The following is a 25,264-nucleotide window of genomic DNA, read 5'->3' as shown; positions in this document are numbered from 1 at the left end:
TTATTTTTTAGAGTTTAATCTTGATTGATACTCTTGAGGGTGTTTACATACAGGACACATTTTAAGAGCTTTTTTACCTCTATGCACATGTCCACAAACTTCACAAATCCACTCTTCTTCTTCATCTTCGCTAACATATTCAGCACCCAAATCAAGTCTTTGTTTTAAGCTTTTGTACATATTTTCATGTTCTATTTCGATTTTACCAATCATTTCTAACATTCTTGCGATATCTTTATGACCTTCATCTTTTGCAATTTTTGCAAAGTCTGGATACATAGTTGTATTTTCATAGTTTTCACCATCAGCTGCAAGTTGAAGATTTTCACTTGTATTAGCAAACTCTCTGTCATAATTTAAAACATTGTAAGCTTTATATTCTAGTTTAGCATGCATTTTTTCATTATTTGCAGCTCTTTGGAAGTGTTCAGCAATATCTCTGTATCCTTCTTTTTGGGCAACTTTTGCATAATATTCATATTTATTTCTAGCCATTGATTCACCTGCAAAAGCTTTCATTAGAACGACTGATGTTAAATCAGTCGTAATACAGGCCATCTCTTCTCCACAGCAAGAAAGAACTCCTCCACCAACATTTGATACTTCTATTATATTTCCACATTTATTACATTTATAAGATTCGTGTTGTCTCATTATTTTTTCCTCAATATTAAGTTTTAGATGAATTTAATCATTTAATGATTATATTTCATCCAAACTTAAATGCAAGAATTAGTTTAGTGTTGCTTTTATCATCCAGATGCTTTTTTCTAAATGTGCAACATTTTCATCTGCAAATGCTACTGTAGTAGTATCATTGTTTTGATTTGCCAATGTTGATAGTTTTTTAAATTCTTTCATAAATATTTCAAAGTCAGCTAATATATTTTCTAATACATATTTTGCATCAAAATCAGTTTTTTCATCTTCTTTTATTAAAGATGTTTTCGATAATTCACTTAATAATACAATAGGTTTATCTCCTAATTGTAATAATCTTTCTGCTGTATCATCATATATTGAACTAAATTCACCATAAATTTTTTCAGTCATTTCATGTATTGGAAAGAACTGCATACCTTTTATATTCCAATGGTAATTATGTACTTTTGTAAACATTACAAGAGAACTTGATTGGATAACTTTTAGTTGTTTTGTTAAATTTTTCATTTTAATTCCTTTTTTTATTTGTGGATAATTTTTTTCCTTTAGAAAGTTTAATAGAATAAAGCTTAAAGGATAATTATTTTCTTTAACTAAAGTTTATCTTACTTATACTACTATTCGAATATTAGTATAAAAATATTATACATATTACAAAGGAGGCGTCATGGAAAATTCTAGTAGATTATTAAAAGAGTTTAATTTGAAAGTAACACCTCAAAGATTAGCTATAGTTGAAGAACTTTATCATAAAGGTCATATAAATATTGATGAACTTTATGCAAGTATGTTAAGTAAGTTCCCTTCAATTTCACTAGCAACGATTTATAAAAATGTAAATTCGATGGTAGAGAAATTTTTTATATCTGAGGTAAAAATACCTAATGAAAAATCTGTTTATGAACTGATAAAAGAGGAACACTCTCATTTAGTTTGTGAAAAGTGTAAAAAAATCGAAGATATAATTATAGATACTTCTAGTGTTTTAAAAGAATTAGAATCTCAAAGTAAATTTAATGTAAAACATGCAAATGTAGTTTTTACAGGTGTATGTTCACAATGTGCAAAATAGCTTAAAAAAAGCTATTTTGTACCACTAATGCAAATACAATCAACAACGCAATCCCTGCACTTTTATTATACATTTTATTAGCAGTAATAAATACTAACATTACTGATAAAATCAAAGCTGCCACTATATCAAATAAGTTTGCACTTAAATTAACATTCAATGGATTTACTATTGCAGATAAACCTAATACCATCGTAAAGTTAGCAACATTTGAACCTATAATATTTCCTATTGCTAAATCAGCTTGATTATTTAAAGCAGCTTTTATAGAAACTGTAAGTTCTGGTAAACTTGTACCAAAAGCAACTAAGAATAGACCAATTAACCATTCACTAATTCCAAAACTTCTTGCTATATTTGAGGCACTTTCAATTGCAAAATCAGCTCCACCTATTGTTAAAATAAAACCTATAACTAAAAACAGTCCTGATTTCCCCCATCCAAAAGGTTCTTTTTTTAATTCTTCATCTATTACATCTACTTGATTTGAAGAGATTAAAAAAAGTAAGAAGGCACACATTAATAATAAAAATAATATACCATCAAAAAAAGTTAGCTTTCCATCTATACTCATAAGTATAAAAACAAAAATAGGAAATAATGACCAAGCGGAATCTTTTGCAAAAAGGTCTCTATCTGGACGTATTTTCTTAGCTAATAAAAATACTGAACCTAAAACTAAAGAAATGTTAAAAATAGTACTTCCAATAACATTTGCAACGGCAATATCAGGACTTCCTTTTAATGATGCAGAAATTGAAGCTGCCATTTCAGGTAAACTAGTCCCAACTGCCACTAAAGTAGCTCCTATAATAAAAGGTGAAATTTTATAGTGAAGTGCTATCTTTTCACTTTGTTGTATTATAAAATCAGCCCCAAAAATTAACGCTGTCATTGAAACAATGAAAATTAAAATATCCATTTATGAATTCCTTACAATTAAACTATCTGGAAGATTGTACTTTTTGATTAGCTCTTCTTCTTTTTCTCTATGCTTTCCATTATCTACTTCATGGTCATAACCCAATAAATGAAGCATTCCATGGATAAAAAGAAGTGTTAATTCATCTAAAAAACTGTGCTTATACTCTTTTGCTTTATTTTCCACAAAATCAACAGAAATGACAATAGAACCTAAGGGCATATTTGGCATATCATAGTCAAGAGGGAAGCTCAGTACATCTGTAGCTTTGTCTATATTTCTATGCTCTTTATTTAAAGTTTGTATTTCATCATTGTATACAAGTATTAGTTCAATATCTTTTGAACTAAGTTCATTTTTTATTATTTCCAATGAACTTACATCTATATCAATTTTTGTTTGATTATCAAAGTCAATCATCTTTATCCATTTATTTTTGGCGGATTATAGCTAAATTAGGTAAATTAGTAAATAAAGGACATTTTTTGTCTTTAAGTAAATAAAATATAAAATATAAAAAATCAAAGGAGTTAAAATATGGAATTAGAAATTGGTACAAAAGATAGTATTGAATTTAAAGTAGAAGATAAAGACTTGGCAAAAAATTTACAAATCTCACCTGAAGATAATTTTCCAGAAGTGTTTGCAACGGCTAGAATGGTTGCACTTATGGAGTGTTCAGCTGCAAAAATTTTAATACCATTTTTAGAAGAGGGGCAATTATCTGTTGGAGTTGAAGTAAATATAAAACATCTTGCACCAACACTTAGTGGTGATACAGCAATTTCAACTGCAACTTTTGAAGGTATGGAAGGAAAACTTTATAAGTTTAGTTTAGAAGTTGTTGATTCTGGTGGAGTAATAGGAACTGGTACTCATACAAGAGCAATAGTGACAAAAGATAGGCTTATGAGTGGAGCTAATAAAAGAGTAGGGAAGTAAAAAGATTTGAGCTATTAAAATAGCTCAATCATTTTTACTACTTCATCCACTGGGAAGATTTTTAGTTTTGTTTTTAAATTTGTTTTTTGAGCAACTATTGCTTTTGTAACACCTTGCGCACTAGCCTCTTTTAGTCTCATATCTATAGAATATACATCTTTTATCTCACCAGTTAGTGAAACTTCACCAATAAATACTGACTCTTTTGAGATAGGTCTATCCCTAAATGAACTAATAATCGAAGCAATCACAGCCAGATCAGCAGAACTCTCTTTTATCTTAATACCACCACTTATATTTATAAATACATCATAGTGATTTAGTGGAAGGTCAAGTTTCTTTTCAAGTAGGGCTAAAAGCATGTTTAATCTATTTACATCAAAGCCTGTGGCACTTCGTTTTGGGTTTGGATAGGTACTTTCACAAACTAAGGCTTGTACTTCTATAATAAGTGCTCGACTTCCTTCCATAACCACAGTTAAAGCAGAGCCACTTTGGGGTTTACTTTTATCAAAAAACTTAGAGGCTATATCTTTAGCACTTATAAGTCCTTCTGCTGTCATCTCAAAGATACCTATCTCACTTGTACTTCCAAATCTATTTTTAAAGCCCCTTAGCATTCTAAGTTCTTTTGATGATTCTCCTTCAAAGTATAAAACAGTATCAACCATATGTTCTAAAACTCTAGGTCCTGCGATGCTTCCATCTTTTGTGATATGTCCTATAATAAACATAGCGATATCAGATTCTTTTGCTTTACGCATAAGTTCAAAGGTTATCTCTCTTACTTGTGAAACAGAGCCGGGTGCAGAGGTGAGTGAGCTTGAATAGATAGTTTGAATAGAGTCAATAACTACTGCTTCATAATCTTGTCTTAATAGTTCTTCTTGTATCTCTTCTAGTTTGATTTCAGATAATAAATAAAGGTTATCACTATTTGCATCAAGTCTATTTGCTCGAAGTTTTATTTGTCCCATACTCTCTTCACCTGAGACATAAAGAACTTTTTTACCTGATTGTGAGATGTCACCTGCTACTTTTAAAAGTAGGGTTGACTTACCAACTCCCGGACTTCCTCCAATAAGAGTAAGACTTCCCGGAACTATTCCACCTCCTAGGACTAAATCAAATTCATGGTTATTTGATGAAAATCGAATGATATCGTCTTGTTCTATTTGTGTTATTGGTTTTGCTTTTGATGTTGTGTTTATTATCTTTGATGTTTGTTTTAATACTTCTTGTTGTTCGGTATTGAGTTCAACAAAGCTATCCCAACCTCCACAAGATGGACATTTACCCATCCATTTGGTAGATTGTTCGCCACAGTGTTGACACTCAAAAAGTGTTGTTTTTTTCTTAGCCATATTTTTTCCTTAAAAATCTAAAGGTGATTTTATATCATTTTTGTTTAATTCTTTTATAACATGTGTGTATATCATAGTTGTTTCTATGGATTTATGCCCAAGTAATTCTTGAATAGAACGAATATCTGTGCCATTTTGAAGTAAATGAGTTGCATAAGAGTGTCTAAAGATATGAGCTGTAATTCTTTTGTCTATATTAGATTTTGCTACAGCATTTTTAATATTCCTACTTAAAGTTACATCCAAAATGTGATGTCTTCTTTTTTCCCCACTTCTAGGGTCTATTGAGATTTTATCCATAGGAAAAACATACTGCCATTTTGGTTCAAATTTAGCTTTGGGAAATTTCCGCTCTAGCGCATAAGGGATATATACACTTCCAAAACCATCTTGCAAATCTTTTTGGTGTAGTTCTTTTACTTTTTGTACTTGTATTTTAAGCTCCTCTTTTATTTTCAAAGGAAGTGGTAAGGTTCTATCTTTGAGAGACTTGCTGTCCCAAATATAAATTTTATCAAATCCAAAGTCGATGTCTTTTATACGGATATTTTGAGCCTCTTTCATTCTGAGACCACAACCATACATAAGTTTGACCATAAATTGATAAATACCATTCATATTTAAAATAATACTTTTAACTTCTTCAATCGTAAGTACTACTGGAATATGTTTCCTCTCTTTTGCCCTTAAAGCTTGTATATTTTGATTTTTTAAGGATATATTTAATACTTGTTCATATAAAAATAATAGAGCATTGAATGCTTGATTTTGTGTAGTTGGAGATACATTTAGTTGAGTAGCTAGATGAGTTAAAAATTGTTCGATTTCAGTTTTCCCCATATCCTGAGGGTGTCTTTTATTATGATAAAGTATATATCTCTTTGCCCATCCTATGTAACTTTGCTCTGTTTTTATACTATAGTGTTTAAATCTAATCTTATCTCTCATAATATCGAGTAATTTTTTGCCCATGATACTCTCCTGATATATTTAGCATTTTGTTAAACTATTACGATTTTTGCTTAATAGCCATACATTTTGATAAGCTATTAAGGATATACATCAATAATCTAACATGAAAAGTATATAAAAAGTTTAGAAATATTGTAAAAAATATTGCAATATGCAATGCTTTTATTTAAAAGAGCTTATTTTAGGTATTTTTTTATATTTAATAGACTAATATAATAAATGTAAAACTATTAAGTAGTTTAGATGTAAGTAATACATAATGTATTACTAATAATTAGTTATATAAAGGTAAATTGATTGAAGTATTTTATTCTTTTATTTTTTTCAGGTATTTTATTAGACATATTGCTGAAAAAGTACAAAATTTCAAATAAATTATTTAATTATTTTTTAGTTTTTATTATGGTATTTGGGCACCCATTGTATTTTGGCTTATCTTTAATAATTGCAATTATTACAAATAGTACGTTATCACAAGATCCATTATTTAACCATTTTACGTTTGTGGGATATGTAGTGCTCATTTTAAGTGCAATTATCTTTGCATTTTTAAGATTTATTGTGTATTATAAATATTTTATTAAAAAAGATTTTAGAAATTATACTTGTAATGATTTGTATCGTTATTCAAGGTTTTATATTTTTACACTTTTTGGAATTGCATTATATTTAAGTACTATTGGTACTGAATTAGAGTTTTATACTGTTTATATGATGCAACTATTTTTACCTTTTTTAGTTATATTCGTACTAATATATTCTCTTATTAAAGTATCGATAATAAAAGATAAGTATCAATCTAATACAAGTTATTTTGAACAAAGAAAAAAGAATCTATTAAATAAAAAAAATGAAAAATAAAAGAAGTTTATTTTACAAGAAAATCATTTAATAAAACTGTAGAAAATAAAAAAAATGAAATAACAAAAATTGAAAACTATTGCAATGACAATAATATAAAATTTGAGTTCTTACCAACACCATCAAGATTTATAAATGACAATAAAATAAAAGAATGGAAAGACAAATTTAATACTAGAGAAGATAAGATATAACAAATCATCGGAGCTAATGAGTAGCCTAACGGTGACTTATTAGCTCTATTTATACGTTATATCAAAGATTAGCAAAAAACTCTAATTTTGAATATGCCTATTTATTTAATGGTAGGTGAAATTAATTTAAGGAGTTTTACATGGAAGAGTTTAATATTGGGGATGTTGTTGTGTTGAAATCAGGAGGAGAGAAAATGACAATTAAGAGCATTGGTTTTCCTCATGATGACCAAATTCAATGTCAATGGTTTGAAAATCAAAAACTTAAATTGGAAAATTTTTATCCAAAAATGCTAATTAAAGTTTAAGAGTTCTTATAATATAAAATAAAACTTAAGTTAATTTCACTTAAATTTTGTTAAAATGATGTATATTTTAAAGATTGGAGTTTATTATGACTGCACCAAAACAAGAAGCAAAAAAAATCATCGATTCACTACCTGAAGATACCTCATATGATGAAATTTTAAAAGAGCTTGCTTTTGATAGAATGATTCAAAGAGGATTAAAAGACTCACAAGAAAACAAAACAATTTCAAATAAAGAGATGAGTAATAGAATCAAACAATGGTAGAAATACACTGGACCAAAGAAGCAGAACTTTGGCTAAAAGATATATATGACTATATTGCTTTAGATAAAAAGCCAATTGCTAAAAAAGTTGTAATAGAAATTTACAAAAAAGTTCAAATCCTACAATCCTATCCACGAATTGGTTATGAATATGAAAATGATGAGCATAAAGAGATAAGAATATTGCTTTATGGTCATTACAGAATTGCATATTTAATTAAAGATGAAAATACAATTGATATATTGGGTGTATTTCATGGAGCTTTAGATATAGAGAGATATTTGTAGGATATAACAAAATATTGGAGAAAAATATTTGACCCTGTGGCTCAAATATTTCTCAACTAAACCGTTAGACATTAAAAAGACGAAATAGACTTTTACTATCTTTTATGATACAATACATTTATACATCACTACATAAAGGAGTATTTATGCATAGATTGAATTTAACTATTGATGAAGAATTGTATGAGCAAGCTAGAGCAGTAAGTTTTATAGAAAAGAAATCAATTTCTCAAATTGTAAGGGAAAGCCTAAATGAATACATTGAAAAAAATTCAAAAATTAAACAACAAGCGAATTTAATACTTGAGGCTGATGATGAAAAAGAGATTTTATCAATATTAGCAAATGATGAATTTACTTCAAACGAAGACTTTAAAAGTAAATTTAATTTATGATTATTTCATATTCTAAAACTTTTGAAAAGAAGTTTTCAAAATATGATAGAAAACTTCAAGAAAAAATCTTTCAAGCTATTCAAAACTTACCAGATGGGGATGTGAAAAAATTAACAGGTAATGATATACCTCCTATTTATAGAATCAGAGTATCAAAGTACAGAATACTTTTTAACATGAATGAAGAAGAGATACAAATATTAAAAGTTGATAGTAGAGGGGATATTTACAAGTAGTAAATTGTCTAACAAATTTTTCCACTGAATAAATAAACCTAACAGTGAACACAAAGTGTCATTGAAGTCAACCGATAATTTTCCTCTGATTAACTATCAAAAAGCAAACTTAGCTTTAGGCCATGATATCAATGGAGTTTACAACTCCTGCCCCTGAACCATCATTTTTCACAAAGATTCCATTGCTTTTTTGCACGGCAATGGTTTCATTGATGGCAGTTTGATATTTAAATCCACTTTGAACATCTCCCAGATAAATGGCACCTACATTTTTATCAAGCAGTGAGACTAAAGAGTGTTGTCCTCGCTCATCAATACTCCATATTTTTAGTTTGTCAAAAACGGCATCATTTTCATCTATCCAGTTATTTCCATCGCTGTCGTATTGTCTTAATTCTGCAAATCCATCGTTGGTATTTGGTCCAAACAGTTCACTGCCATTGTCAATTTTTCCATTTTGATTCTTATCCAAAGCTAGATATCCTGCTCCTTTCATAAGTTGAGGGATCATCTCGGTGCTTCCATCATTGTCCAAATCGAACATAAAATGCAGATTACTTATGTTATCAAAAGCATTTACCTCTTCACCATAGTTAATCACCAAAGGATCAATGGCTATCTTTTGGTCTGTGAGTAATTTTGTATTTCGTGATTCGTGTAATTCTTTTGAAAAAGAGATATCGATATTAAAATTAAAGGTATTGTTCGGTGTTTTTATTGTAACTGATGAAGAAAAATCAATGGTCTGTTTTTGATGGTACTCTTCTTGGGTTTGAACGAGTGTCATTACTGTTTTTGTTTTTTGTTGGGGGTTATAAGGATTTGAAAAATCAGAAATTGATTGTTCTGATGTAGATGTTTGATTGGGATAGTGGAGTGCTTCTATTTTTGGGTCAAGTTTTAGTATAAGTATTTCAATCATAATTTTTTTGATGCGGTCTTCTAAACTGAGATGATCTTCATACTTATATATCGCACGATTATTTTGAATCATAATAGAATCAGAGGTTTCTATTTTTAAGCTGGATTGAACACTACTTTTCTCTGAATCATTATCTCCAGTAGAATTATTCGTAGAGACTATTGCAGAATGTTCATAAGCGGTTTTGTTTTGATAACTACTACTTATTGAATTTTCAAGAGATTTATTTTGTACTTGTTTAAGGGCAAAATCATTTTTAGAATAGAGCGAAACCTGTGAATTTTCTATAATCATTATTAATCCTTTAATCTAAATATAAGAATTGTAACATTAAATAAAATAATTGTCAACATTATTTTATTTAAAAAAAGTAAGAAAGAGGAAAGATTTACCTCTTTAAGAGAATAAAAGTTATTTTTATTGATTATAAATTATCTCAAAGTTTATTTCCAATACAATCCATAACATTATTTTAAAAAAACTAGGAGAAAAAATGAAAAAAATTATAGGTATGATCGTTGTTATGTTCTTATGTGGAACTACACTATTTGCAAGTCCTGCAAAAGAAGAGAGTGTTAGAGAGTTAATAGATTTATCAGGTTCTAAAAATATAGGAAATTTATTTATGAAGCAACTATTACCAAACTTGAAAAGACTTGCACCAGATGCACCTGAAGAGTTTTGGGATAAAATGACAAAAGAAATTGATATGGATAAAATGGTGGAGTTAACTATTCCTATTTATCAAAAATATTTAAATGAAGAAGATATCCAAGCTATAAATAAATTTTATAAAACAGAAGCTGGACGAAAACTAATAAAACAAACACCTCAAATAATGCAAGAATCAATGATAGCAGGTCAACAATGGGGACGTGAAATTGCTCAAAAAATTGTAAGTGAACTAAAAGAAAAAGAATATATAAAACAAAATATGAAATAAACTATTTATAAATAATATTCAAAATTTAAAACAAGGAAGGTAACTTTACCTTCCTCAACTCATCTTCTTTTTTTCTTCTTTTCTATATAATATAAAAAATTAGACATATAGACAAATAAGGAATCACAAATGGAGTTTTTAGAAGTCAAAAAAATATGGGATAAATCACCTCATAATGCATTTACAGATTTGATAAAATTTGGTGAATATTGGTATTGTACTTTTAGAGAAGCTGATGAACACATGTCTATGGATGGAAAGCTAAGAGTCATACGCTCATTAAATGGTAAAAAATGGTCTTCTGTTGCACTATTGGGATTTGATGGCGGTGATGTTCGCGATGGTAAATTTTCAATTACACCTAAAAATGAACTTATGCTAAATGCTGGGGTGCGATTAGTTGAATCAATTGATGGCTTAAATACTCGTTCTGTAACTTGGTTATCAGATGATGGTAAAAATTGGAGTGAAGTTTTTACTTGTCCTACAGGTCTTGGAACTTGGAGATGGAGTACAACTTGGCATAAAAAGACAGCATATAGTATAGGATATACAGGGAAAGATAAACTAGGCTGTTTATATAGTACAAAAGATGGTAAAAAATGGAAAATAGTAAAAGATAAACTTTTCCCTACTAAAAACTCTTCTTGGAGTGAAAGCTCTCTAGTCTTTTTAGAAAATGGAGATTTATATGTACTTTTACGACGAGATTCTCAAAGTTATACATCAGTACTTGGATTTTCTAAGTTTCCTTATGAGGAATTGTCTTGGAGTGATTTAAATGTTCCGATTGGTGGACCTAAGATGATTTATGTGGAAAAGCAAGATAAGTTTTTAGCTACAGTTCGTCTTTATGGAAATCAAAGTGCAAGAACATCTCTATGTTGGATTGATTATGAAAATGGAGAATTAAGAGAAGTATTAACTTTGCCTTCAGGTGGTGATACAAGTTATGCTGGAATGGTATATGAAGAGAATATTTTGTGGATAAGTTATTATTCTTCACATGAGGGGAAAACATCTATTTATCTTGCTAAAGTTAGAATATAAAAGGCAATACTATGGACAAATTCTTACAAGCAGCAATCGAAGAAGCAAAAAAAGGTATGGCTGAGGGTGGAATACCTATTGGCTCAGTACTTGTTATTGATGATAAAATAGTAGGTCGTGGACATAATAGAAGAGTCCAAAATGGAAGCGCAGTTTTACATGCTGAGATGGATTGTTTAGAAAATGCAGGGCGAATAAAGGCAAGTGATTATAAAAGAGCAACTTTGTATTCTACTTTGTCTCCTTTTGATATGTGTAGTGGTGCAGTTTTACTTTATAGAATACCAAATGTTGTAATAGGTGAAAATAAAACTTTTAAAGGACCTGAAGAGTATGTAAAATCAAGGGGAGTAGATGTAAAAGTTATGGATAATCAAGAGTGTATCAATTTAATGGAAACATTTATAAAAAATAATCCAGAACTTTGGAATGAAGATATTGGAGTATAAGTTATACCGAAATAGTATAACTACTTTCAAATATCTCATTTTCTAATAAAGTGATTATTCCTTTTTTGTTTTCAAGTTTTTTATTATGTCCTATAAAATCAGCAATCCCATGCCAAGGTTCTATACAGATAAAAGGTGCACCACTTGGTTTTGACCAAAGTCCAAGATAAGCAAAACCCTCAAATGACATCTTTATACTTTTATCATCTTTAGAGTTTTTAAAAGTGATTGTTTTGTTTTTTAGGTTTTGTATAACTAAGGCATCATCTTTAAAAAGCTCTTCATTTAAATGTAATTTATTATCTTTTAAATTAACTATCTCTTTTTTCTCAGATATACCATCTACAGTTAAAGGTAATCTTTCTAACTCTTTTGTATTTTCAAACTCTAAGTAATAATCACCTTTATTTCCTTTTTCCAAAGGCCAATTAAAAGCAGGGTGAGCACCTATTGAAAAATACATCTTTTTTTGAGATTTGTTTACTACTTTATATGATATTTTAAGAGAGTTATTTATTAATCTATAACTTAAATATAATTCAAAATTAAAAGGATAGATTTCAAGTGTTTCTTTTGAACTTGTAAGTTTAAAACAAATGTAATCATTTTCTTTTGCAAAAACTTCAAATAATTTATCTCTAGCAAAACCATGTTGTCCCACTTTGTAAGTTTTATTGTTATAAATATATTCATTATCTATTAGTTTTCCAACAATAGGAAATAAAATAGGCGCATGACGATTCCAGTATTTTTTATCACCTTGCCAGAGATACTCAATAGAATCATTTCTTTTTTTTAGACTACAAAGTTCTGCACCAAAATCTTTTATTGAAACTTCTAAAATACTATTTGAAATCTTGTATTTCATGCTTTTTACCTTAGTGCTTTTTATAATGTGTAGATTCTATACTATTTCATATTAATAAGCAAATAATACTAATATTAATTATTAGTTTATCTTATTTTAATATAAATAATAATATTATAATTATTATTTAAGAAAAATATTAGAATAAAACTTAGGAGTTTATGGGTGTTTAAAAGTATTAGGGGAAAATTATTAGCACTGGTAATTTTACCAGTTCTATTAATAGTAATTATTACAACTATTGTAAGTATAAATTTAACTTATGATAATAGTGAAAAAATAATAGTAGAATTTGAAAAAAGTATACTCTATGAAAAGAAAGAACTTTTAAAAAATGAAGTTCTAACTGTATATACAATTATTGAAGCAATAATTGGAAATTCAAAAACTATTGATGAGGCAAAAAGAAAAGTTATAAGTGTGATATCTCAATCAAGATATTTAAACGGAAGTGGTTACTTTTTTGCATATGAAAAAAAAGGAGATGATTATGTGTTTGCATTTCATGGGACTAATCAAAAACTAAATGACACTATAACAGATATTACTAAACCTGATATAAAAGGGTTTCAATTTAGAAAAGAGTTAATTGATACTGCAAATGATGATAATAAATTTGTAGAATATTTTTATAAAAAACCAAATAGTGATGAAATTATAAAAAAACTCTCTTTTTCTAAATATGTTAAAGAGTTAAATTGGACTATTGTAACAGGAATATATGTTGATGATATAGAAAAAAATATTGCAAAAGAGAGAAAAAGAATAAATAGCGGTGTAAACTCTTTAATATATACTTTAATATCTATTATTACTGTGTTATTGATTGTTATTGTATTTGTTGTCTCTTTTATCTCTAAAGTAACTCTAATAAATCCATTGAATACATTTGAAGAGGGATTATTGTCTTTTTTATCTTTTCTAAATAAAGAGAAAAAAGATGTAAGTTTGATAGAAGTTACAACTAAAGATGAAATAGGTCTTATGACAAAAAGAATTAATGAAAATATAGTAAAAGTAAAACAGACAATAGAACAAGATGAAAAAGTTATTGAAGATGTTACAAAAGTAGTAAATGATGTTAGTTCTGGAATATTGACTAAAAAAGTAGAAGCAAAAACTACAAATGCAGTAATAAATGAATTAACTGAAGATTTAAACATCATGATTGGAAGTCTTTATAATACTATCAATCATACAATTGATGTTTTAAAATCATATGAGAGTAGAGACTTTACTAAGCAAACAACTATTTCATGTAAGGGTGAGCTTTGTTCATTGACAAGCGGAGTGAATAAACTTGGACAAGAAATATCTATGATGCTAAAAACAAATCTTGAGAATTCAGAAGTATTAGATAAAAATGCAAATAATCTTACATCTAATATGAATAGACTAACTGTTAGTGCAAATGAACAAGCTGCAAGTTTAGAAGAGACAGCAGCAGCATTAGAAGAGATAACAGAGACTATGAGAGCAAACTCAAATAATATAAATGAACTTTCTTCAAATTCTGTATCTCTAAGAGATGAAGTAAATAAAGGTAAAGAGTTATCTAAACAAACTAGTAGTTCAATGGAGCAAATAAATGTTAATGTAAATGCCATAACTGAATCTATTGCTATAATAGATCAAATAGCATTTCAAACAAATATTTTAAGTCTAAATGCAGCAGTTGAAGCAGCAACTGCTGGAGAAGCAGGAAAAGGATTTGCAGTAGTTGCAGGGGAAGTTAGAAACCTAGCAACAAGAAGTGCGGAAGCTGCAAAAGAGATAAAAGCTTTAGTAGAAAGTGCAACTAAAAGTTCTAACGAAGGTAAAGATATAGTAAATATTATGTATGAGGGGTATGAAAAATTAAATGATAATATAATAAATACCACATCTATTGTTGATACTGTTACAACAAATGCAAAAGAGCAAATGATAGGAGTTGAACAAATAAACTCAGCAGTGGGACAATTAGATAAAACAACACAAGAAAATGCTGCAATTGCTTCTGAAATCAATGAAGTAGTAAAAAGTGTACACAGTATGGCTGATAAAGTCGTAGAAGAAGTACAAAAATCTAAATTCTAAATAGCATGACTAAAAGTCATGCTAATATTTTTATATAGAAGTTAAATATATAAACAAAGTTATTTTTTAATTTATAAAAGTATAATCTTTAAGATAATATTTAGGGAGAAATACAATGAGTATTGAAATTTGGCTAGCTTTTGTATCCACTGTTTTTGTTTTTGCAATTATTCCAGGACCTACTGTAGTATTTGTAGTAGGGCAAGCAATTACACATGGTAAAAAATCAGTAGCACCACTAGCTTTAGGTGTGGTATTTGGTGATTTAGTTGCTATGGTTATATCTTTATTAGGACTTGGAGTTATATTGGCTACTTCTGCTATATTGTATGGTATTCTTAAATGGTTTGGGGTATTTTATTTATTATATTTAGGGATTAAAGCTTTTAGAGAAAAGCCTGAAGTGGATCCTAATTTATTTGAACAAATGAATGTATCTAAATACAAAATGTTTAAGTCCTCAGCAATAGTGACAGCACTAAACCCTAAAAATATTATATTTTTTGTTGCTTTTTTACCTCAGTTTGTAAATACTTCAACAAATATTCTTCCTCAATTTTTGATTTTGATGCTTAGTTTTTCTCTTGTAACCATGACGACGATTACTTCTTTTGCAATGCTTGCAGGAAAAATTCAACACAAAATAAAAAGTTATAAAGCAAGAAAAAGATTAAATCAAGTAGGTGGTAGTGCTTTAATTGGTGCTGGTGTATTTACTGCAACTATGCAAAGAAATTAAAAAAAAGGAATAATAATGGATTTTCATCTTTGGTTATATTATTTAATAGCTATTTTAATACTTACTGCCTCTCCTGGACCTAGTGTTCTACTTTGTGTTACAAAATCAGCAAGTCAAGGTTTTAACTATGCTATTTATTGTGCTTTAGGTAGTTTGTTTGCCATAATTGGAATCATGACATTATCTTTTACCGGATTGGGTGTTGTTGTTGCCTCTTCAGAGTTGGTATTTAGTATTATTAAATATATAGGTGCTGTATACTTAATCTATCTTGGATATAAAGCCTTCACTTCAAAACAAGAAAATTATCATCTTGACAAAAATAAAGATATAAAAAAAAGAGATAAGCTATCATCTTTTTTTAGTGGTTTTGTAGTTGGTGGTAGCAATCCAAAAGCTATCGTATTTTTTGTGGCATTATTTCCTCAATTTATAAATACAAATGAACCTCTACTAAATCAATACATAGTTTTTGTAAGTACTTTTGCTGTATTAGAATTATCTTGGTTGATGTTTTATTCATATTTAGGACATAAATCTTCAAATTGGTTTTTACAAAAAGGAAGAGCAAAGTTTTTTAATAGAATCACAGGTAGTGTTTTTATTGGTGCTGGAGTTTTATTATCAACTTCAAATAGAACTTAAGTACAAAATAAAATAGGCTAAAAACAATTAAAAAAGAGTAGAAATGATTATATATATACACGGTTTTGCCTCATCTGGACTTGGTGACAAAGCAGCACTTTTTAAAGAATATTTTGATGAAGAGTTAATCTCTCCATCTCTTTCATATGTTCCCTCACTTGCTATTGATACCTTAGAACAACTTATTGAATCTTATCTTAGCTTAGAACAAGAGGTTTATTTAGTAGGCTCTTCTTTGGGTGGATATTATGCTATGTATTTAGCTAATAAATATGATTTAAAAGCTGTTTTAATAAATCCTGCTGTTCATGCCTATGATACTTTAGATAAAATTGGGACAGCTACAAATTATTATGATTATTCAAGTTTTGAAGTTATAAAAGAGCATTTGACATATTTAAAATCAATAGAAGTAAAGGAAATAAACGAACAATCTAATTTTATGGTATTGCTTCAAGAAGATGATGAGGTTTTAGATTTCAATGATGCAGTTGAAAAATTACCAGAAGCAGAGCTTATAGTTGAGCAAGGTGGTAGTCATAGTTTTGATGAGGTTGAAAGATATTTTAGAAAAATAACTCTTTTTTTTAGATGAGTTCTTTAAAACTATTTTGTGATGGAAGTGTAAATCCTCAATCAAAAATAGGTTTTGGGGCTTATTTTATATATGATGAAACTTTAGATATCCAAAATATTAGATTAAAAAAATTTGAAAATACCTCTTCTACAAAGTTAGAATTAGAAGTTTTCCTTTGGGCTTTAGAAGATGAAAAAATCATAAGTAATGATATAATTGTTTATACTGATTGCCAAAATATTTTAGGCTTAGAAAATAGAAGAGAAAAGCTAGAAGAAAACTTTTATAAAAGCAGTACTGGAAAAGAGATAAGAAATAAAGAGCTTTATAAAAAATTTTTTGAAATATGTGATAAAACAGATTGTAAATTTGTAAAAGTAAAAGGTCATAAGAGTTCAAGTCAAAAAGATGACATCGATAGACTTTTTAACTTGGTTGATAAAGCTTCCAGAAAAGCTTTGAGAGAGTTTTTATCCTAGGAGATATTTATATGGAAATTTTTTCTAATATTATAATTGCACTGTTTATTTATATTTTGGGTATTACAAGTCCTGGACCTAGCAATCTTGCTATTGCTCAAACTTCAATATATGCAGGAAGAAAAGCAGGGGTTTATTTTGCTCTTGGAGTAACTATTGGTTCTTTTTTTTGGGGAATTTGTGCAGCTTCTGGTTTACAACCACTTCTCAATAAATATTCTGATATTTTGTATATTTTAAAAATCTTAGGTGGTTTATATTTTCTTTATTTGGCATATAACTCTTTTAAAATGCTTACAAAAAAAGAGTATAAAAAAGTTGAAATAAAAGAGTCTAAAAATTCTTATAAAAAATATTTTTTCTCAGGCATAATGATGCATTTGCTAAATCCAAAAGCGATTGCAGTATGGATTGCAATTATTGCAATAGCCTTGCCAAATGAACAAAATAGTATGTCAATATATTTCCCTGTAATACTTTGTTTACCTTTTGGAATAGTGATATTTATAGCTTACGCTTTTATGTTTTCTAACCAAAGAGTAGTTAATAAGTATTTTGATTTTAAAAAGTATATTGATAGTTTTGTAGGAGTTACTTTTTCATTGGTAGGATTTAAACTTCTTTTTGATGCCAATAAATAAAATAGGTGCTAAGAAATCTTTTAGCACCTAATTTAAAGTACTATTTACCTGTTTTTATTTTTTGTAAATCAAGTCCAAAGGCTTTGAAGTTTGATTCAACTGAGTGTTTTTCTTCATGTACTTTTGAATTATAATGTCCCATTTCTTCTTTTGGAAGTAAATGGTCTTTTAAATCAAAACTAGCTCTTGGTTGTGCATCAACAAAAAGTGCTACATCAGCAGCTTCTTGATCGCTTAATGTTCCACCTTGACCTAATGGCATATTTTCTTTAATCCAAGCTGGAGCTTTGTTAAGTTTACTCATACCAGCACCTGTATTATAAGATAGCCATTTACCATTTTTATCTTGTCCCCATAATGGAGGAAACACTGCAACACCTTCACCATTCATACCATGACATGATGCACATTTTGTTTCAAATATTTTTTTACCAGCTAAGTAGTTTTCATGAGTAGCTTTTTTTTGAATAGCTGCGAATTTTTTTTGTTCAGTTGCCCATCTTTTACTTGTAAGTACACTACATGGTCTATTTTCATCCATATTGATTTCAAAACCAGTAGAAAGCCATGTAATATATGCAGCCATAGCAACAGATGCTTCTGTATCAATAATTGGTCTTTTACCATCCATACTTCTCATATAACAGTTATTGATTCTGTCTTGTAAAGTTTGTACAGTTTTTTCTCTTTTTGAAAATGCAGGGAAAGATGCAGCTGTTCCTCTAAATGTACCTACTGTAGTTATAGTTCCAGGTTTACCATCATTCCCTGGAAGGTGACAACTTTTACATTGTAGGTTATTTCCTACTAAATCTTTTGTTAGTGGGTGAGTATTAGTTTCGTTCATAATATCTTCACCTAATTTTACCATTCTTCCTAATTCTCCACTTGGATAGTTTTTAGGTACTTCTGGTGTTTGTGCAAAAGCTACTAAGCTAAATGCAATTAATAAAAGTAATTTTTTCATATTGTCTCCTTATATTTTAGAGATATTATAACAATTGAATGTAAGTATAAAGTTTGTTTTTAAATGCATATATTAAGAAAAAATTAATATTTAAAAAAATAAGTAAAAGTACTACCTTCTTCTATTTTTGATATTACTTCTTTTTTTATATCATTCTCTTCACAAATATTTTTTACTATATTTAATCCAATACCAAAGCCACCTTTTATAGTGTCTTCCCTGTAGTATCTATTGAATATAGTAGAAGTATCAATTATTCCTTTTCCAAAGTCTTGAATACTAAGTATGATTTGAGATTCTTTTTTTAGTTTTACAATTATTCTTTTGTTTTCTTTTGAGTATTTAATTGCATTTGAAAGAGTATTATCTATTATTCTTTGTATTTGAGCACGATTTATAATGATAAATAAATTATCTTCTATATTTAAATCAAAAGTGATATTTTTTGATTTTGCCAAACTGCCAAATAATTCAAGCCTTTGTTTTAAAAATAAAGATAAATCTAACTCTTCTTTTGAAAAAGTTATTCTTTTGTTTTTTATTAGATATTCTATATCTTCATATACAAAAAGAAGGTTTTTCAGACCATTTAAACAGCGGGATATTTCTTTTGAGTCTTTTTGTTTTTCTTGAAGCATTTCAAGATTTAATTGTATTACTCCAAGGGGAGTTTTAAGTTCATGCATTGCATCATTAAAAAAAGCATCAAGATAGTCATTTGCTTTTTTGTATGGAGTAATGCTTTGTTTTAAAATTAAAAATAAAGAGATAAATATAAATACACTGAGAATAAGAGTTAAAAGTGCTATTTTTATATAAATTTCTTCATAATCAAATGCTTTTGTAACTACAAGATAGTTTGCATTTAGTCTATTTGGGCTTAGTGATATTTTTTTTATAAGTTGGTGTGTTTTATTTATGTTAAGTGGTTTACTTGTTGTAGAATAGATTAATTGGTTATTTTTATTAAATAAAAAACTATCAAAACTAAAAGATTTTGGAAAGTTAAAAATATCGCTTTTAGAATCAGAAAAGTCACTTATACTTCTTTGTATATTTGAAGTATGTATGTTTAAGAGTTTATCTTGATTGTATTTATAACTTTCAAGTTCACTTTGTGTATAAAAATATGCAGGTATACAAATAAGAATAATAATCAAAAAAGAGTAACCAATGGCTAGTTTTAAAATATAATTCTTTGTATTAATCTCTAACAATCTTATATCCTAATCCTCTTTGATTTAAAATAAATGTTTTAGAGGTTTTTGCTCTTATATTTTTTATGCATACTCGAATATCAGATTCATTTATATATTTATTATCCCAAACCTCTTCTCTTAGGGTGTCAAAGGTTACAAATTGGCTCTTATGAGTTAAAAGAGAAAAAATCACTTCATGCTCTTTTTTTGTCAAGTTTATGACTTCTGTTTTTCTTAGAAGTTCCATTTTATTAGTATTATAATAAAACTCTTCAGCAAGTTTGAGAATATTTTCATTAGCATTAAAATAGACTGATTTTATTACTTGCTCAACTCTATATTTTAACTCTTTTAATGAAAAAGGTTTTTTTATATAATCATTGCATCCTAGTTCATAACCCATACTTAGATTATTTATATCAGTTAATGAAGTGATAAAAATCACTGGAATGTTTTTTTCATCTTTTTTTAAAGTTCTAACTAAATCATAACCACTTATATTAGGAACTTTTATATCTAAAATCAAAAGGTGATAATTTTTTTCATAAATTGCATTTAGTGCTTCTTCTCCATTTTCAAAATCATCTACTTTATAATCAAGTGATTCTAAATACTCTTTGATACTTATTTTATAATCAAAATCATCTTCTAATAAAAGTATATTCATTGAATTATTACCTTACTATTTGTATTAATATATCTCTTCTCATAATTATTATTTAATTGAATCTTTGAACTATTTTTTAATGAAATAATGAAATATCCAAGCTTTTCTCTATTGAGTGAATAATAGGTAAAATAACTAAAAGCATTATCATTATCTGTAAAATATCCATAACCTTCTAGTGTATTTGTAATAAAATTTGTATTAAGTGTTTTTTTATTTACTAGAGTAAATTCACCAATTTTTGGATTATTTTTTAGTGTTGTTGCGATATTTAGATATTTATTATTTAGTAAAATATCTAGGTTATAGCCTTTGTCTTTTAACTCTTTTTCTATATAATCAAAACCAATAATTACCTCAATAGAGCCTATAAAATTGCCATCTCTTAGTATAGGAGAAATAGCTTTAATATTTAATCTTTTACCTAATTCAATAGAGACTAAAGGTTTTTTTTCTTTTTTTACTTTGACCAAGCCTTCTCTAAAAGATGATAATGGAATATCTTTTTTTGAAAAATCCCAACTTCTAAGATAGGTATTTAACTCTTTTGTATGAATTTGTACTTCAAAAAGACTATTTTGGAGTTTTTTAAGTCCATTTATTTTTTTATTTACTATATCAAAGGCTTTTTTTCTATTATTAATTTCATAGGCATTTATAAGTTCTTCATCTTGTGAAAGTAAAATTGATAAAGAAAGGGCATATCTTTTTTCTTCTTCTAATAGGTTTTTTGTTATTACTAAAGAGTTTTCAAGACTTGAGATTAATTTTTTTTGATTATTGATATTTAGTAAGATATAAAAGATAAAAGATATTAAAACTAAAGCAAGCAAGGATATAAAAAGAAAATACTTGTTTGACTTTGATTTTAATATATCCAAGGTATTTCCTTTTTATTATGATTTATTCTGAAATATATATTTCGTCCAATAATGAATCTACAAAATTATCAGGTGAGAATTCAACTAGGTCATTCATTGTTTCACCAACACCAATATAAAAAATTGGAAGTTCTAATCTATTTGATATAGAAAATAGTGCTCCACCTTTTGCTGTTCCATCAAGTTTTGTTACAATAATACCATCAACTCCAACCATTTCATTGAAAGCTTTTGCTTGCTCAATTGCAGTATTACCTTGTGTCCCATCAAGAATCATAAGCTTTTGATGAGGAGCACCTTCTTTTGCTTTATTACAAACTTTAACTATCTTTTTTAATTCATTTGATAGGTTTGTTTGTGTTTGTAATCTTCCTGCTGTATCAATTATAACATTATCAATATTTCTAGCAACTGCTGAAGAGATAGTATCATAGGCAACAGCACTTGGATCATGTCCTTGTTTTGTTTTTATAATTGGAACTTCTAATTTATCAGCCCAAATAGATAGTTGTTCAATAGCAGCTGCTCTAAATGTATCACCAGCTCCTAAAATAACTGACTTATTATCTTTTTTATATAGATTTGCAAGTTTTGCAATAGTAGTAGTTTTACCTGCACCATTAACTCCAATTATTAGTTGAACAAAAGGAGAGGGTAGATTTTCCATATTAATATCAGGTGCATGTTCAAAAAGCATAACAAGTCTATGTCTTAGTTGCTTTCTATTTATCATCTCTGGAAGTCCATCCATAGCTTTTTCGATAATAGAATAATCCATATCAGCTTCAATAAGCAACTCTTCTATGTCTTCAAAAGAGATTTTCTCTTTTTTTTGAGGAACTACTGACTTTATATTTTCAAATGTTTTTGATAAGGCAGAAGAAAAGAAACTTTTATTCTCTTCTTTTTCTTCAATTGTTTCCTCTTTTTTATCTTTTTTAAAAAAACTAAACATCTATTTTATTGCCTTTTGGATATCAACATCTATCATCTCTTCTGGAACTATCCCCACATAAGTTTGAATAAGTTTACCTTTTTTATCATATAAAAACATAGTCGGAATTGCTTTTACTCCACCAACTGCATCTGCAAATGTTGCATTTTGTTTTGAATTTGTTACAACATAATTAATATTGTACTCATTTACGAAATCTTTTACTTCATTATTTGGTTTATTATCTTCTAATAAAACAGAAACTATTTCAAAATCATTTTTGTATTTATCTTTTAGATGAATCAAATTTGGAATTTCAGCTTTGCAAGGCATACACCAAGTTGCAAAAAAGTTCACAAGTACGGCTTTTCCATTGTATTCTTGGAAAGCAAAGCCATCATCTAGCTTTTTTATATTGAGTGTTTGAGCATCTGTAGTAGTAAGTCTGAAATCTTTTACTTCTACATTTTGCACTTTTTTATCATTTTTTGAATTATCTGAGCCACACGCTGCAAAAAATATTGTTATAAAAAATGTTAAAAATGCTATTTTTTTAAACTGCATTTTAATTCCTTTTGGTAAAATATTTGAAGCTAAGAATTTTAGCTAACTAAGGCTTAAATATGTTAGAAAATCACAAGAGTGATTTTAGAAAATCGTGTATTAAAAAATTAAAATTTGTTAGTAGATTTACAAAGTGTTATAAAGATAAAAAAATAGTAGATGAAATATATAAAACTATTTGTGAATTAAAAAAAAAGAATGTTTTATTATATATTCCCCTTGACTTAGAAGTGGATATATATCCTTTGATAAAAAGATTAAGAAGAGAAAAAAAAGTTCAAGTTTTTGTACCATATATGGAAGGGCTTAGTTTTAAAGTAGTCAAATACAGACTGCCTTTAAAAACTAAAAAATTTGGTATAAAAGAACCTAATAATTCTTTTGCTAATGTTAAAATAGATTTAGCAATAGTTCCTGTTGTGGGGATTGATGGACTAAATAAAAGAATTGGTTTTGGAAAAGGTATGTATGATAGGTTTTTTTATAAACTAAAATATAAACCAACAATACTTTTTACTCAAAGAAAACTTTGTAAGACTTCAAAAATTTTAAGTAATAACTACGATATTCAAGCTGATATAATAATTTCTAGTAAAAGATAAAAGGTCATAATATGGATATGTTACTTATAGAAGGATTTGTAGTTGCTATTCTTGCTTCAGCAATTACATTTTTCGTGATTAAAAAGATAAATAAAGCAAAAATCGATATTTATATTGAACAAGCAAAAGCAAAAGCCAATGTCATAGAGCATGAGGCTGAAGTTATCTTAAAAGACGCCCAATTAAAGGCAAAGAGGGATTACGAAAGGGAATTTAAAAGTGCAAAAAGAGAATATGATGAGATGTTCTGTAAAATCGAAAGAAAAGAAAAAGAGTTAAATCATCATCTAGAATCAGAACTTCAAGCTATCAAAAAAGAAAAAGAAGAAATTGTTGAAAATAATAAAAAAATTGCTTCTTTAAAAGAAGGATTGAAAAGACAAAGTAAAACTTATGAAGAAAATATTTTAAAAACTTTAAAAATTTTAGAAAATGCATCTGGATTAACTGTTGAAGAAGCAAGAGAATTGATGCTTGAAAAAGTAGAAGAAGATTCTAGGGCAAAAATAGCTTCACTGTTTAGAAAAAAATATAAAATAGCAGAAGATAACGCTAAAAAAGAGATAAATAATATGCTTTCTCATGCAGTAACTAGATATGCAGGAGAATTTGCAGCAGAAAGACTTATCAATAATATTCCAATAAATGACGAAGAAACAAAAGGGAAAATTATTGGTAAAGAAGGACGAAATATAAAAGCACTAGAGATGCTTTTAGGTGTTGATATTATTATTGATGATACTCCAAATACTATTACTATCTCATCTTTTAACCTTTATAGACGGGCAGTTGCTACAAGGACTATTGAAGAGTTGTTGGAAGATGGAAGAATCCAACCAGCTCGAATAGAAGAAATTTACAATAAAGTAAAAACTGAATTTGACAAAAATATGTTAAAAGAGGGTGAAGATGTTGTAATGGAGTTAGGAATTAAGTCTATGCATCCTGAACTTACTATTTTAGTAGGAAGATTGAGATATAGAGCTTCTTATGGTCAAAATGCTCTTAAACACACTCTAGAAGTTGCACATCTTGCAGGATTATTAGCTTCACAAATGGGCGGAGATGCTATTTTAGCTAGAAGAGCAGGGCTTTTACATGATATTGGTAAAGCCTTGACCCATGATTTACCAGGATCCCATGTGGATTTAGGTGCAGAAATGTGTAGAAGATATGATGAACCAGCAACGGTGATTAATTCTATTTATGCTCACCATGGACATGAAGAACCTATAAATGTAGAAAGTGCTGCTGTCTGTGCTGCTGATGCTCTAAGTGCGGCAAGACCAGGAGCTAGAAGAGAAGTACTTGAAAGCTTCCTAAAAAGAGTAGAAGAAGTAGAAAATATCTCAACATCTAAAAAAGGTGTTATTAATGCCTTTGCAATTAATGCAGGAAGAGAAGTAAGAGTAATAGTAAAAGCTGAACTTGTAAATGATGACGAAGCTATATTGCTAGCAAGTGAAATAGCAGAAGAGATTGAACAAAAAGTTCAATATCCAGGTGAGATAAAAGTAAATGTAATTAGAGAGATAAGAGCAGAATCTTACGCTAGATAATAAATGAAGTTAACTTC

Annotated in this window: 33 protein-coding genes; 19 read left to right on the top strand and 14 right to left on the bottom strand. The window is 28.1% G+C overall.

Annotated features, from left to right (window positions below):
- Both ACNI3D_RS11005 and ACNI3D_RS11000 read right to left on the bottom strand, forming a co-directional pair.
- Positions 1–654, bottom strand: a complete 654-nt coding sequence (locus ACNI3D_RS11005) for a ferritin family protein (protein WP_419767029.1) — start codon at positions 652–654, stop codon at positions 1–3.
- Positions 655–732: 78 nt separating this feature from the next.
- On the bottom strand, positions 733–1,170 hold the full coding sequence (locus ACNI3D_RS11000) for a Dps family protein (RefSeq protein WP_419767028.1): 438 nt from the start codon (positions 1,168–1,170) through the stop codon (positions 733–735).
- Positions 1,171–1,330: 160 nt separating this feature from the next.
- On the opposite strand from ACNI3D_RS11000, the gene ACNI3D_RS10995 reads away from it, so the two are divergent.
- Positions 1,331–1,735 (top strand): Fur family transcriptional regulator, encoded by a 405-nt coding sequence (locus tag ACNI3D_RS10995; protein WP_419767027.1) that lies wholly within the window; start codon positions 1,331–1,333, stop codon positions 1,733–1,735.
- Position 1,736: 1 nt separating this feature from the next.
- Here the strand turns inward: ACNI3D_RS10995 and ACNI3D_RS10990 are convergent, their stop codons facing one another.
- The gene (locus tag ACNI3D_RS10990; protein WP_419767026.1) at positions 1,737–2,657 is read right to left on the bottom strand and encodes a calcium/sodium antiporter; all 921 of its coding nucleotides are present in this window, start codon (positions 2,655–2,657) and stop codon (positions 1,737–1,739) included.
- Positions 2,658–3,077, bottom strand: a complete 420-nt coding sequence (gene ybeY, locus ACNI3D_RS10985; protein ID WP_419767025.1) for an rRNA maturation RNase YbeY — start codon at positions 3,075–3,077, stop codon at positions 2,658–2,660.
- Positions 3,078–3,194: 117 nt separating this feature from the next.
- Between ybeY and ACNI3D_RS10980 the strand changes: the two genes are divergently transcribed.
- On the top strand, positions 3,195–3,599 hold the full coding sequence (locus ACNI3D_RS10980; protein ID WP_419767024.1) for a thioesterase family protein: 405 nt from the start codon (positions 3,195–3,197) through the stop codon (positions 3,597–3,599).
- 14 nt (positions 3,600–3,613) lie between these two features.
- On the opposite strand, the gene radA is transcribed toward ACNI3D_RS10980, so the two are convergent.
- Both radA and ACNI3D_RS10970 read right to left on the bottom strand, forming a co-directional pair.
- Positions 3,614–4,963 (bottom strand): DNA repair protein RadA, encoded by a 1,350-nt coding sequence (gene radA / locus ACNI3D_RS10975; protein WP_419767023.1) that lies wholly within the window; start codon positions 4,961–4,963, stop codon positions 3,614–3,616.
- 9 nt (positions 4,964–4,972) lie between these two features.
- Positions 4,973–5,935: an integron integrase gene (locus ACNI3D_RS10970; RefSeq protein WP_419767022.1), complete on the bottom strand. Its 963-nt coding sequence runs from the start codon at positions 5,933–5,935 to the stop codon at positions 4,973–4,975.
- A 297-nt stretch (positions 5,936–6,232) separates the two neighbouring features.
- Here ACNI3D_RS10970 and ACNI3D_RS10965 point away from each other — a divergent pair, with 297 nt between their 5' ends.
- From ACNI3D_RS10965 to ACNI3D_RS10940, 6 genes are all read left to right on the top strand, one after another.
- The gene (locus ACNI3D_RS10965) at positions 6,233–6,796 is read left to right on the top strand and encodes a hypothetical protein (RefSeq protein WP_419767021.1); all 564 of its coding nucleotides are present in this window, start codon (positions 6,233–6,235) and stop codon (positions 6,794–6,796) included.
- 334 nt (positions 6,797–7,130) lie between these two features.
- Entirely contained in the window at positions 7,131–7,298 is a 168-nt protein-coding gene (locus tag ACNI3D_RS10960; protein WP_419767020.1) for a YodC family protein, read from the top strand.
- 86 nt (positions 7,299–7,384) lie between these two features.
- Positions 7,385–7,564: a hypothetical protein gene (locus tag ACNI3D_RS10955; protein WP_419767019.1), complete on the top strand. Its 180-nt coding sequence runs from the start codon at positions 7,385–7,387 to the stop codon at positions 7,562–7,564.
- The gene (locus tag ACNI3D_RS10950) at positions 7,558–7,851 is read left to right on the top strand and encodes a type II toxin-antitoxin system RelE/ParE family toxin (RefSeq protein ID WP_419767018.1); all 294 of its coding nucleotides are present in this window, start codon (positions 7,558–7,560) and stop codon (positions 7,849–7,851) included. Before ACNI3D_RS10955 ends, ACNI3D_RS10950 begins: the two co-directional genes overlap by 7 nt.
- Before the next feature lie 146 nt (positions 7,852–7,997).
- Positions 7,998–8,246 carry a hypothetical protein gene (locus ACNI3D_RS10945; protein ID WP_419767017.1) on the top strand — a complete coding sequence of 83 codons (249 nt, stop codon included), beginning with the start codon at positions 7,998–8,000 and terminating at the stop codon, positions 8,244–8,246.
- Positions 8,243–8,482, top strand: a complete 240-nt coding sequence (locus ACNI3D_RS10940; protein WP_419767016.1) for a type II toxin-antitoxin system RelE family toxin — start codon at positions 8,243–8,245, stop codon at positions 8,480–8,482. The genes ACNI3D_RS10945 and ACNI3D_RS10940 overlap by 4 nt, the downstream gene beginning before the upstream one ends.
- Before the next feature lie 115 nt (positions 8,483–8,597).
- Here the strand turns inward: ACNI3D_RS10940 and ACNI3D_RS10935 are convergent, their stop codons facing one another.
- Positions 8,598–9,698: an SPM autocatalytic domain-containing protein gene (locus ACNI3D_RS10935; RefSeq protein WP_419767015.1), complete on the bottom strand. Its 1,101-nt coding sequence runs from the start codon at positions 9,696–9,698 to the stop codon at positions 8,598–8,600.
- Positions 9,699–9,897: 199 nt separating this feature from the next.
- Between ACNI3D_RS10935 and ACNI3D_RS10930 the strand changes: the two genes are divergently transcribed.
- The 3 genes from ACNI3D_RS10930 (at position 9,898) to ACNI3D_RS10920 (ending at position 11,846) form a co-directional block, all read left to right on the top strand.
- Positions 9,898–10,347 carry a DUF2059 domain-containing protein gene (locus ACNI3D_RS10930; protein ID WP_419767014.1) on the top strand — a complete coding sequence of 150 codons (450 nt, stop codon included), beginning with the start codon at positions 9,898–9,900 and terminating at the stop codon, positions 10,345–10,347.
- 129 nt (positions 10,348–10,476) lie between these two features.
- Positions 10,477–11,397 carry a sialidase family protein gene (locus tag ACNI3D_RS10925; protein WP_419767013.1) on the top strand — a complete coding sequence of 307 codons (921 nt, stop codon included), beginning with the start codon at positions 10,477–10,479 and terminating at the stop codon, positions 11,395–11,397.
- An 11-nt stretch (positions 11,398–11,408) separates the two neighbouring features.
- A complete protein-coding gene (locus ACNI3D_RS10920) occupies positions 11,409–11,846 on the top strand; it encodes a nucleoside deaminase (RefSeq protein WP_419767012.1) in 438 nt (145 codons plus the stop codon).
- A gap of 1 nt (position 11,847) precedes the next feature.
- On the opposite strand, the gene ACNI3D_RS10915 is transcribed toward ACNI3D_RS10920, so the two are convergent.
- A complete protein-coding gene (locus ACNI3D_RS10915) occupies positions 11,848–12,714 on the bottom strand; it encodes an aldose 1-epimerase family protein (RefSeq protein WP_419767011.1) in 867 nt (288 codons plus the stop codon).
- A 165-nt stretch (positions 12,715–12,879) separates the two neighbouring features.
- Between ACNI3D_RS10915 and ACNI3D_RS10910 the strand changes: the two genes are divergently transcribed.
- The 6 genes from ACNI3D_RS10910 (at position 12,880) to ACNI3D_RS10885 (ending at position 17,874) form a co-directional block, all read left to right on the top strand.
- Entirely contained in the window at positions 12,880–14,793 is a 1,914-nt protein-coding gene (locus tag ACNI3D_RS10910; protein WP_490715538.1) for a methyl-accepting chemotaxis protein, read from the top strand.
- A 115-nt stretch (positions 14,794–14,908) separates the two neighbouring features.
- Positions 14,909–15,532: a LysE family translocator gene (locus ACNI3D_RS10905; RefSeq protein WP_419767010.1), complete on the top strand. Its 624-nt coding sequence runs from the start codon at positions 14,909–14,911 to the stop codon at positions 15,530–15,532.
- Between the two features lie 15 nt (positions 15,533–15,547).
- On the top strand, positions 15,548–16,177 hold the full coding sequence (locus ACNI3D_RS10900) for a LysE family translocator (protein ID WP_419767009.1): 630 nt from the start codon (positions 15,548–15,550) through the stop codon (positions 16,175–16,177).
- Between the two features lie 43 nt (positions 16,178–16,220).
- Positions 16,221–16,772, top strand: a complete 552-nt coding sequence (locus ACNI3D_RS10895; RefSeq protein ID WP_419767008.1) for a YqiA/YcfP family alpha/beta fold hydrolase — start codon at positions 16,221–16,223, stop codon at positions 16,770–16,772.
- On the top strand, positions 16,769–17,233 hold the full coding sequence (locus ACNI3D_RS10890; RefSeq protein WP_419767007.1) for a ribonuclease HI: 465 nt from the start codon (positions 16,769–16,771) through the stop codon (positions 17,231–17,233). Before ACNI3D_RS10895 ends, ACNI3D_RS10890 begins: the two co-directional genes overlap by 4 nt.
- An 11-nt stretch (positions 17,234–17,244) precedes the next feature.
- Positions 17,245–17,874 (top strand): LysE family translocator, encoded by a 630-nt coding sequence (locus tag ACNI3D_RS10885; RefSeq protein ID WP_129101635.1) that lies wholly within the window; start codon positions 17,245–17,247, stop codon positions 17,872–17,874.
- 40 nt (positions 17,875–17,914) lie between these two features.
- Here the strand turns inward: ACNI3D_RS10885 and ACNI3D_RS10880 are convergent, their stop codons facing one another.
- The 6 genes from ACNI3D_RS10880 to ACNI3D_RS10855 all read right to left on the bottom strand — a co-directional run bounded on the left by ACNI3D_RS10880 (position 17,915) and on the right by ACNI3D_RS10855 (position 23,086).
- Positions 17,915–18,841 (bottom strand): c-type cytochrome, encoded by a 927-nt coding sequence (locus ACNI3D_RS10880; protein ID WP_419767006.1) that lies wholly within the window; start codon positions 18,839–18,841, stop codon positions 17,915–17,917.
- An 83-nt stretch (positions 18,842–18,924) separates the two neighbouring features.
- Complete coding sequence (locus ACNI3D_RS10875) at positions 18,925–20,058, bottom strand: sensor histidine kinase (RefSeq protein WP_419767005.1); 1,134 nt, start codon at positions 20,056–20,058, stop codon at positions 18,925–18,927.
- Positions 20,045–20,707 carry a response regulator transcription factor gene (locus tag ACNI3D_RS10870; RefSeq protein ID WP_129101632.1) on the bottom strand — a complete coding sequence of 221 codons (663 nt, stop codon included), beginning with the start codon at positions 20,705–20,707 and terminating at the stop codon, positions 20,045–20,047. Before ACNI3D_RS10870 ends, ACNI3D_RS10875 begins: the two co-directional genes overlap by 14 nt.
- On the bottom strand, positions 20,704–21,588 hold the full coding sequence (locus tag ACNI3D_RS10865) for a cache domain-containing protein (protein ID WP_419767004.1): 885 nt from the start codon (positions 21,586–21,588) through the stop codon (positions 20,704–20,706). Before ACNI3D_RS10865 ends, ACNI3D_RS10870 begins: the two co-directional genes overlap by 4 nt.
- 22 nt (positions 21,589–21,610) lie before the next feature.
- A complete protein-coding gene (gene ftsY, locus ACNI3D_RS10860; RefSeq protein WP_419767003.1) occupies positions 21,611–22,543 on the bottom strand; it encodes a signal recognition particle-docking protein FtsY in 933 nt (310 codons plus the stop codon).
- Entirely contained in the window at positions 22,544–23,086 is a 543-nt protein-coding gene (locus ACNI3D_RS10855) for a TlpA family protein disulfide reductase (protein WP_419767002.1), read from the bottom strand. It lies immediately after the preceding gene.
- A gap of 59 nt (positions 23,087–23,145) precedes the next feature.
- Between ACNI3D_RS10855 and ACNI3D_RS10850 the strand changes: the two genes are divergently transcribed.
- Positions 23,146–23,688, top strand: a complete 543-nt coding sequence (locus ACNI3D_RS10850) for a 5-formyltetrahydrofolate cyclo-ligase (protein ID WP_129101628.1) — start codon at positions 23,146–23,148, stop codon at positions 23,686–23,688.
- Positions 23,689–23,705: 17 nt separating this feature from the next.
- A complete protein-coding gene (gene rny, locus ACNI3D_RS10845) occupies positions 23,706–25,247 on the top strand; it encodes a ribonuclease Y (protein ID WP_375153689.1) in 1,542 nt (513 codons plus the stop codon).
- Positions 25,248–25,264: the final 17 nt, after the last annotated feature.

This window comes from Arcobacter siniprincipis (SeqCode) (assembly GCF_048571125.1).
GTDB lineage: Bacteria > Campylobacterota > Campylobacteria > Campylobacterales > Arcobacteraceae > Arcobacter > Arcobacter siniprincipis.
The sequence above is the reverse complement of the archived record's forward strand: the minus strand, read 5'-3'. Positions and strand labels throughout refer to the sequence as shown.

What these genes read in the sequence shown, in the direction of transcription:
- ACNI3D_RS11005 (WP_419767029.1), bottom strand. Translation starts at nt 654, where the DNA reads ATGAGACAACACGAATCTTATAAATGTAATAAATGTGGAAATATAATA.
- ACNI3D_RS11000 (WP_419767028.1), bottom strand. Translation starts at nt 1,170, where the DNA reads ATGAAAAATTTAACAAAACAACTAAAAGTTATCCAATCAAGTTCTCTT.
- ACNI3D_RS10995 (WP_419767027.1), top strand. Translation starts at nt 1,331, where the DNA reads ATGGAAAATTCTAGTAGATTATTAAAAGAGTTTAATTTGAAAGTAACA.
- ACNI3D_RS10990 (WP_419767026.1), bottom strand. Translation starts at nt 2,657, where the DNA reads ATGGATATTTTAATTTTCATTGTTTCAATGACAGCGTTAATTTTTGGG.
- ybeY (WP_419767025.1), bottom strand. Translation starts at nt 3,077, where the DNA reads ATGATTGACTTTGATAATCAAACAAAAATTGATATAGATGTAAGTTCA.
- ACNI3D_RS10980 (WP_419767024.1), top strand. Translation starts at nt 3,195, where the DNA reads ATGGAATTAGAAATTGGTACAAAAGATAGTATTGAATTTAAAGTAGAA.
- radA (WP_419767023.1), bottom strand. Translation starts at nt 4,963, where the DNA reads ATGGCTAAGAAAAAAACAACACTTTTTGAGTGTCAACACTGTGGCGAA.
- ACNI3D_RS10970 (WP_419767022.1), bottom strand. Translation starts at nt 5,935, where the DNA reads ATGGGCAAAAAATTACTCGATATTATGAGAGATAAGATTAGATTTAAA.
- ACNI3D_RS10960 (WP_419767020.1), top strand. Translation starts at nt 7,131, where the DNA reads ATGGAAGAGTTTAATATTGGGGATGTTGTTGTGTTGAAATCAGGAGGA.
- ACNI3D_RS10955 (WP_419767019.1), top strand. Translation starts at nt 7,385, where the DNA reads ATGACTGCACCAAAACAAGAAGCAAAAAAAATCATCGATTCACTACCT.
- ACNI3D_RS10950 (WP_419767018.1), top strand. Translation starts at nt 7,558, where the DNA reads ATGGTAGAAATACACTGGACCAAAGAAGCAGAACTTTGGCTAAAAGAT.
- ACNI3D_RS10945 (WP_419767017.1), top strand. Translation starts at nt 7,998, where the DNA reads ATGCATAGATTGAATTTAACTATTGATGAAGAATTGTATGAGCAAGCT.
- ACNI3D_RS10940 (WP_419767016.1), top strand. Translation starts at nt 8,243, where the DNA reads ATGATTATTTCATATTCTAAAACTTTTGAAAAGAAGTTTTCAAAATAT.
- ACNI3D_RS10935 (WP_419767015.1), bottom strand. Translation starts at nt 9,698, where the DNA reads ATGATTATAGAAAATTCACAGGTTTCGCTCTATTCTAAAAATGATTTT.
- ACNI3D_RS10930 (WP_419767014.1), top strand. Translation starts at nt 9,898, where the DNA reads ATGAAAAAAATTATAGGTATGATCGTTGTTATGTTCTTATGTGGAACT.
- ACNI3D_RS10925 (WP_419767013.1), top strand. Translation starts at nt 10,477, where the DNA reads ATGGAGTTTTTAGAAGTCAAAAAAATATGGGATAAATCACCTCATAAT.
- ACNI3D_RS10920 (WP_419767012.1), top strand. Translation starts at nt 11,409, where the DNA reads ATGGACAAATTCTTACAAGCAGCAATCGAAGAAGCAAAAAAAGGTATG.
- ACNI3D_RS10915 (WP_419767011.1), bottom strand. Translation starts at nt 12,714, where the DNA reads ATGAAATACAAGATTTCAAATAGTATTTTAGAAGTTTCAATAAAAGAT.
- ACNI3D_RS10905 (WP_419767010.1), top strand. Translation starts at nt 14,909, where the DNA reads ATGAGTATTGAAATTTGGCTAGCTTTTGTATCCACTGTTTTTGTTTTT.
- ACNI3D_RS10900 (WP_419767009.1), top strand. Translation starts at nt 15,548, where the DNA reads ATGGATTTTCATCTTTGGTTATATTATTTAATAGCTATTTTAATACTT.
- ACNI3D_RS10895 (WP_419767008.1), top strand. Translation starts at nt 16,221, where the DNA reads ATGATTATATATATACACGGTTTTGCCTCATCTGGACTTGGTGACAAA.
- ACNI3D_RS10890 (WP_419767007.1), top strand. Translation starts at nt 16,769, where the DNA reads ATGAGTTCTTTAAAACTATTTTGTGATGGAAGTGTAAATCCTCAATCA.
- ACNI3D_RS10885 (WP_129101635.1), top strand. Translation starts at nt 17,245, where the DNA reads ATGGAAATTTTTTCTAATATTATAATTGCACTGTTTATTTATATTTTG.
- ACNI3D_RS10880 (WP_419767006.1), bottom strand. Translation starts at nt 18,841, where the DNA reads ATGAAAAAATTACTTTTATTAATTGCATTTAGCTTAGTAGCTTTTGCA.
- ACNI3D_RS10870 (WP_129101632.1), bottom strand. Translation starts at nt 20,707, where the DNA reads ATGAATATACTTTTATTAGAAGATGATTTTGATTATAAAATAAGTATC.
- ftsY (WP_419767003.1), bottom strand. Translation starts at nt 22,543, where the DNA reads ATGTTTAGTTTTTTTAAAAAAGATAAAAAAGAGGAAACAATTGAAGAA.
- ACNI3D_RS10855 (WP_419767002.1), bottom strand. Translation starts at nt 23,086, where the DNA reads ATGCAGTTTAAAAAAATAGCATTTTTAACATTTTTTATAACAATATTT.
- ACNI3D_RS10850 (WP_129101628.1), top strand. Translation starts at nt 23,146, where the DNA reads ATGTTAGAAAATCACAAGAGTGATTTTAGAAAATCGTGTATTAAAAAA.
- rny (WP_375153689.1), top strand. Translation starts at nt 23,706, where the DNA reads ATGTTACTTATAGAAGGATTTGTAGTTGCTATTCTTGCTTCAGCAATT.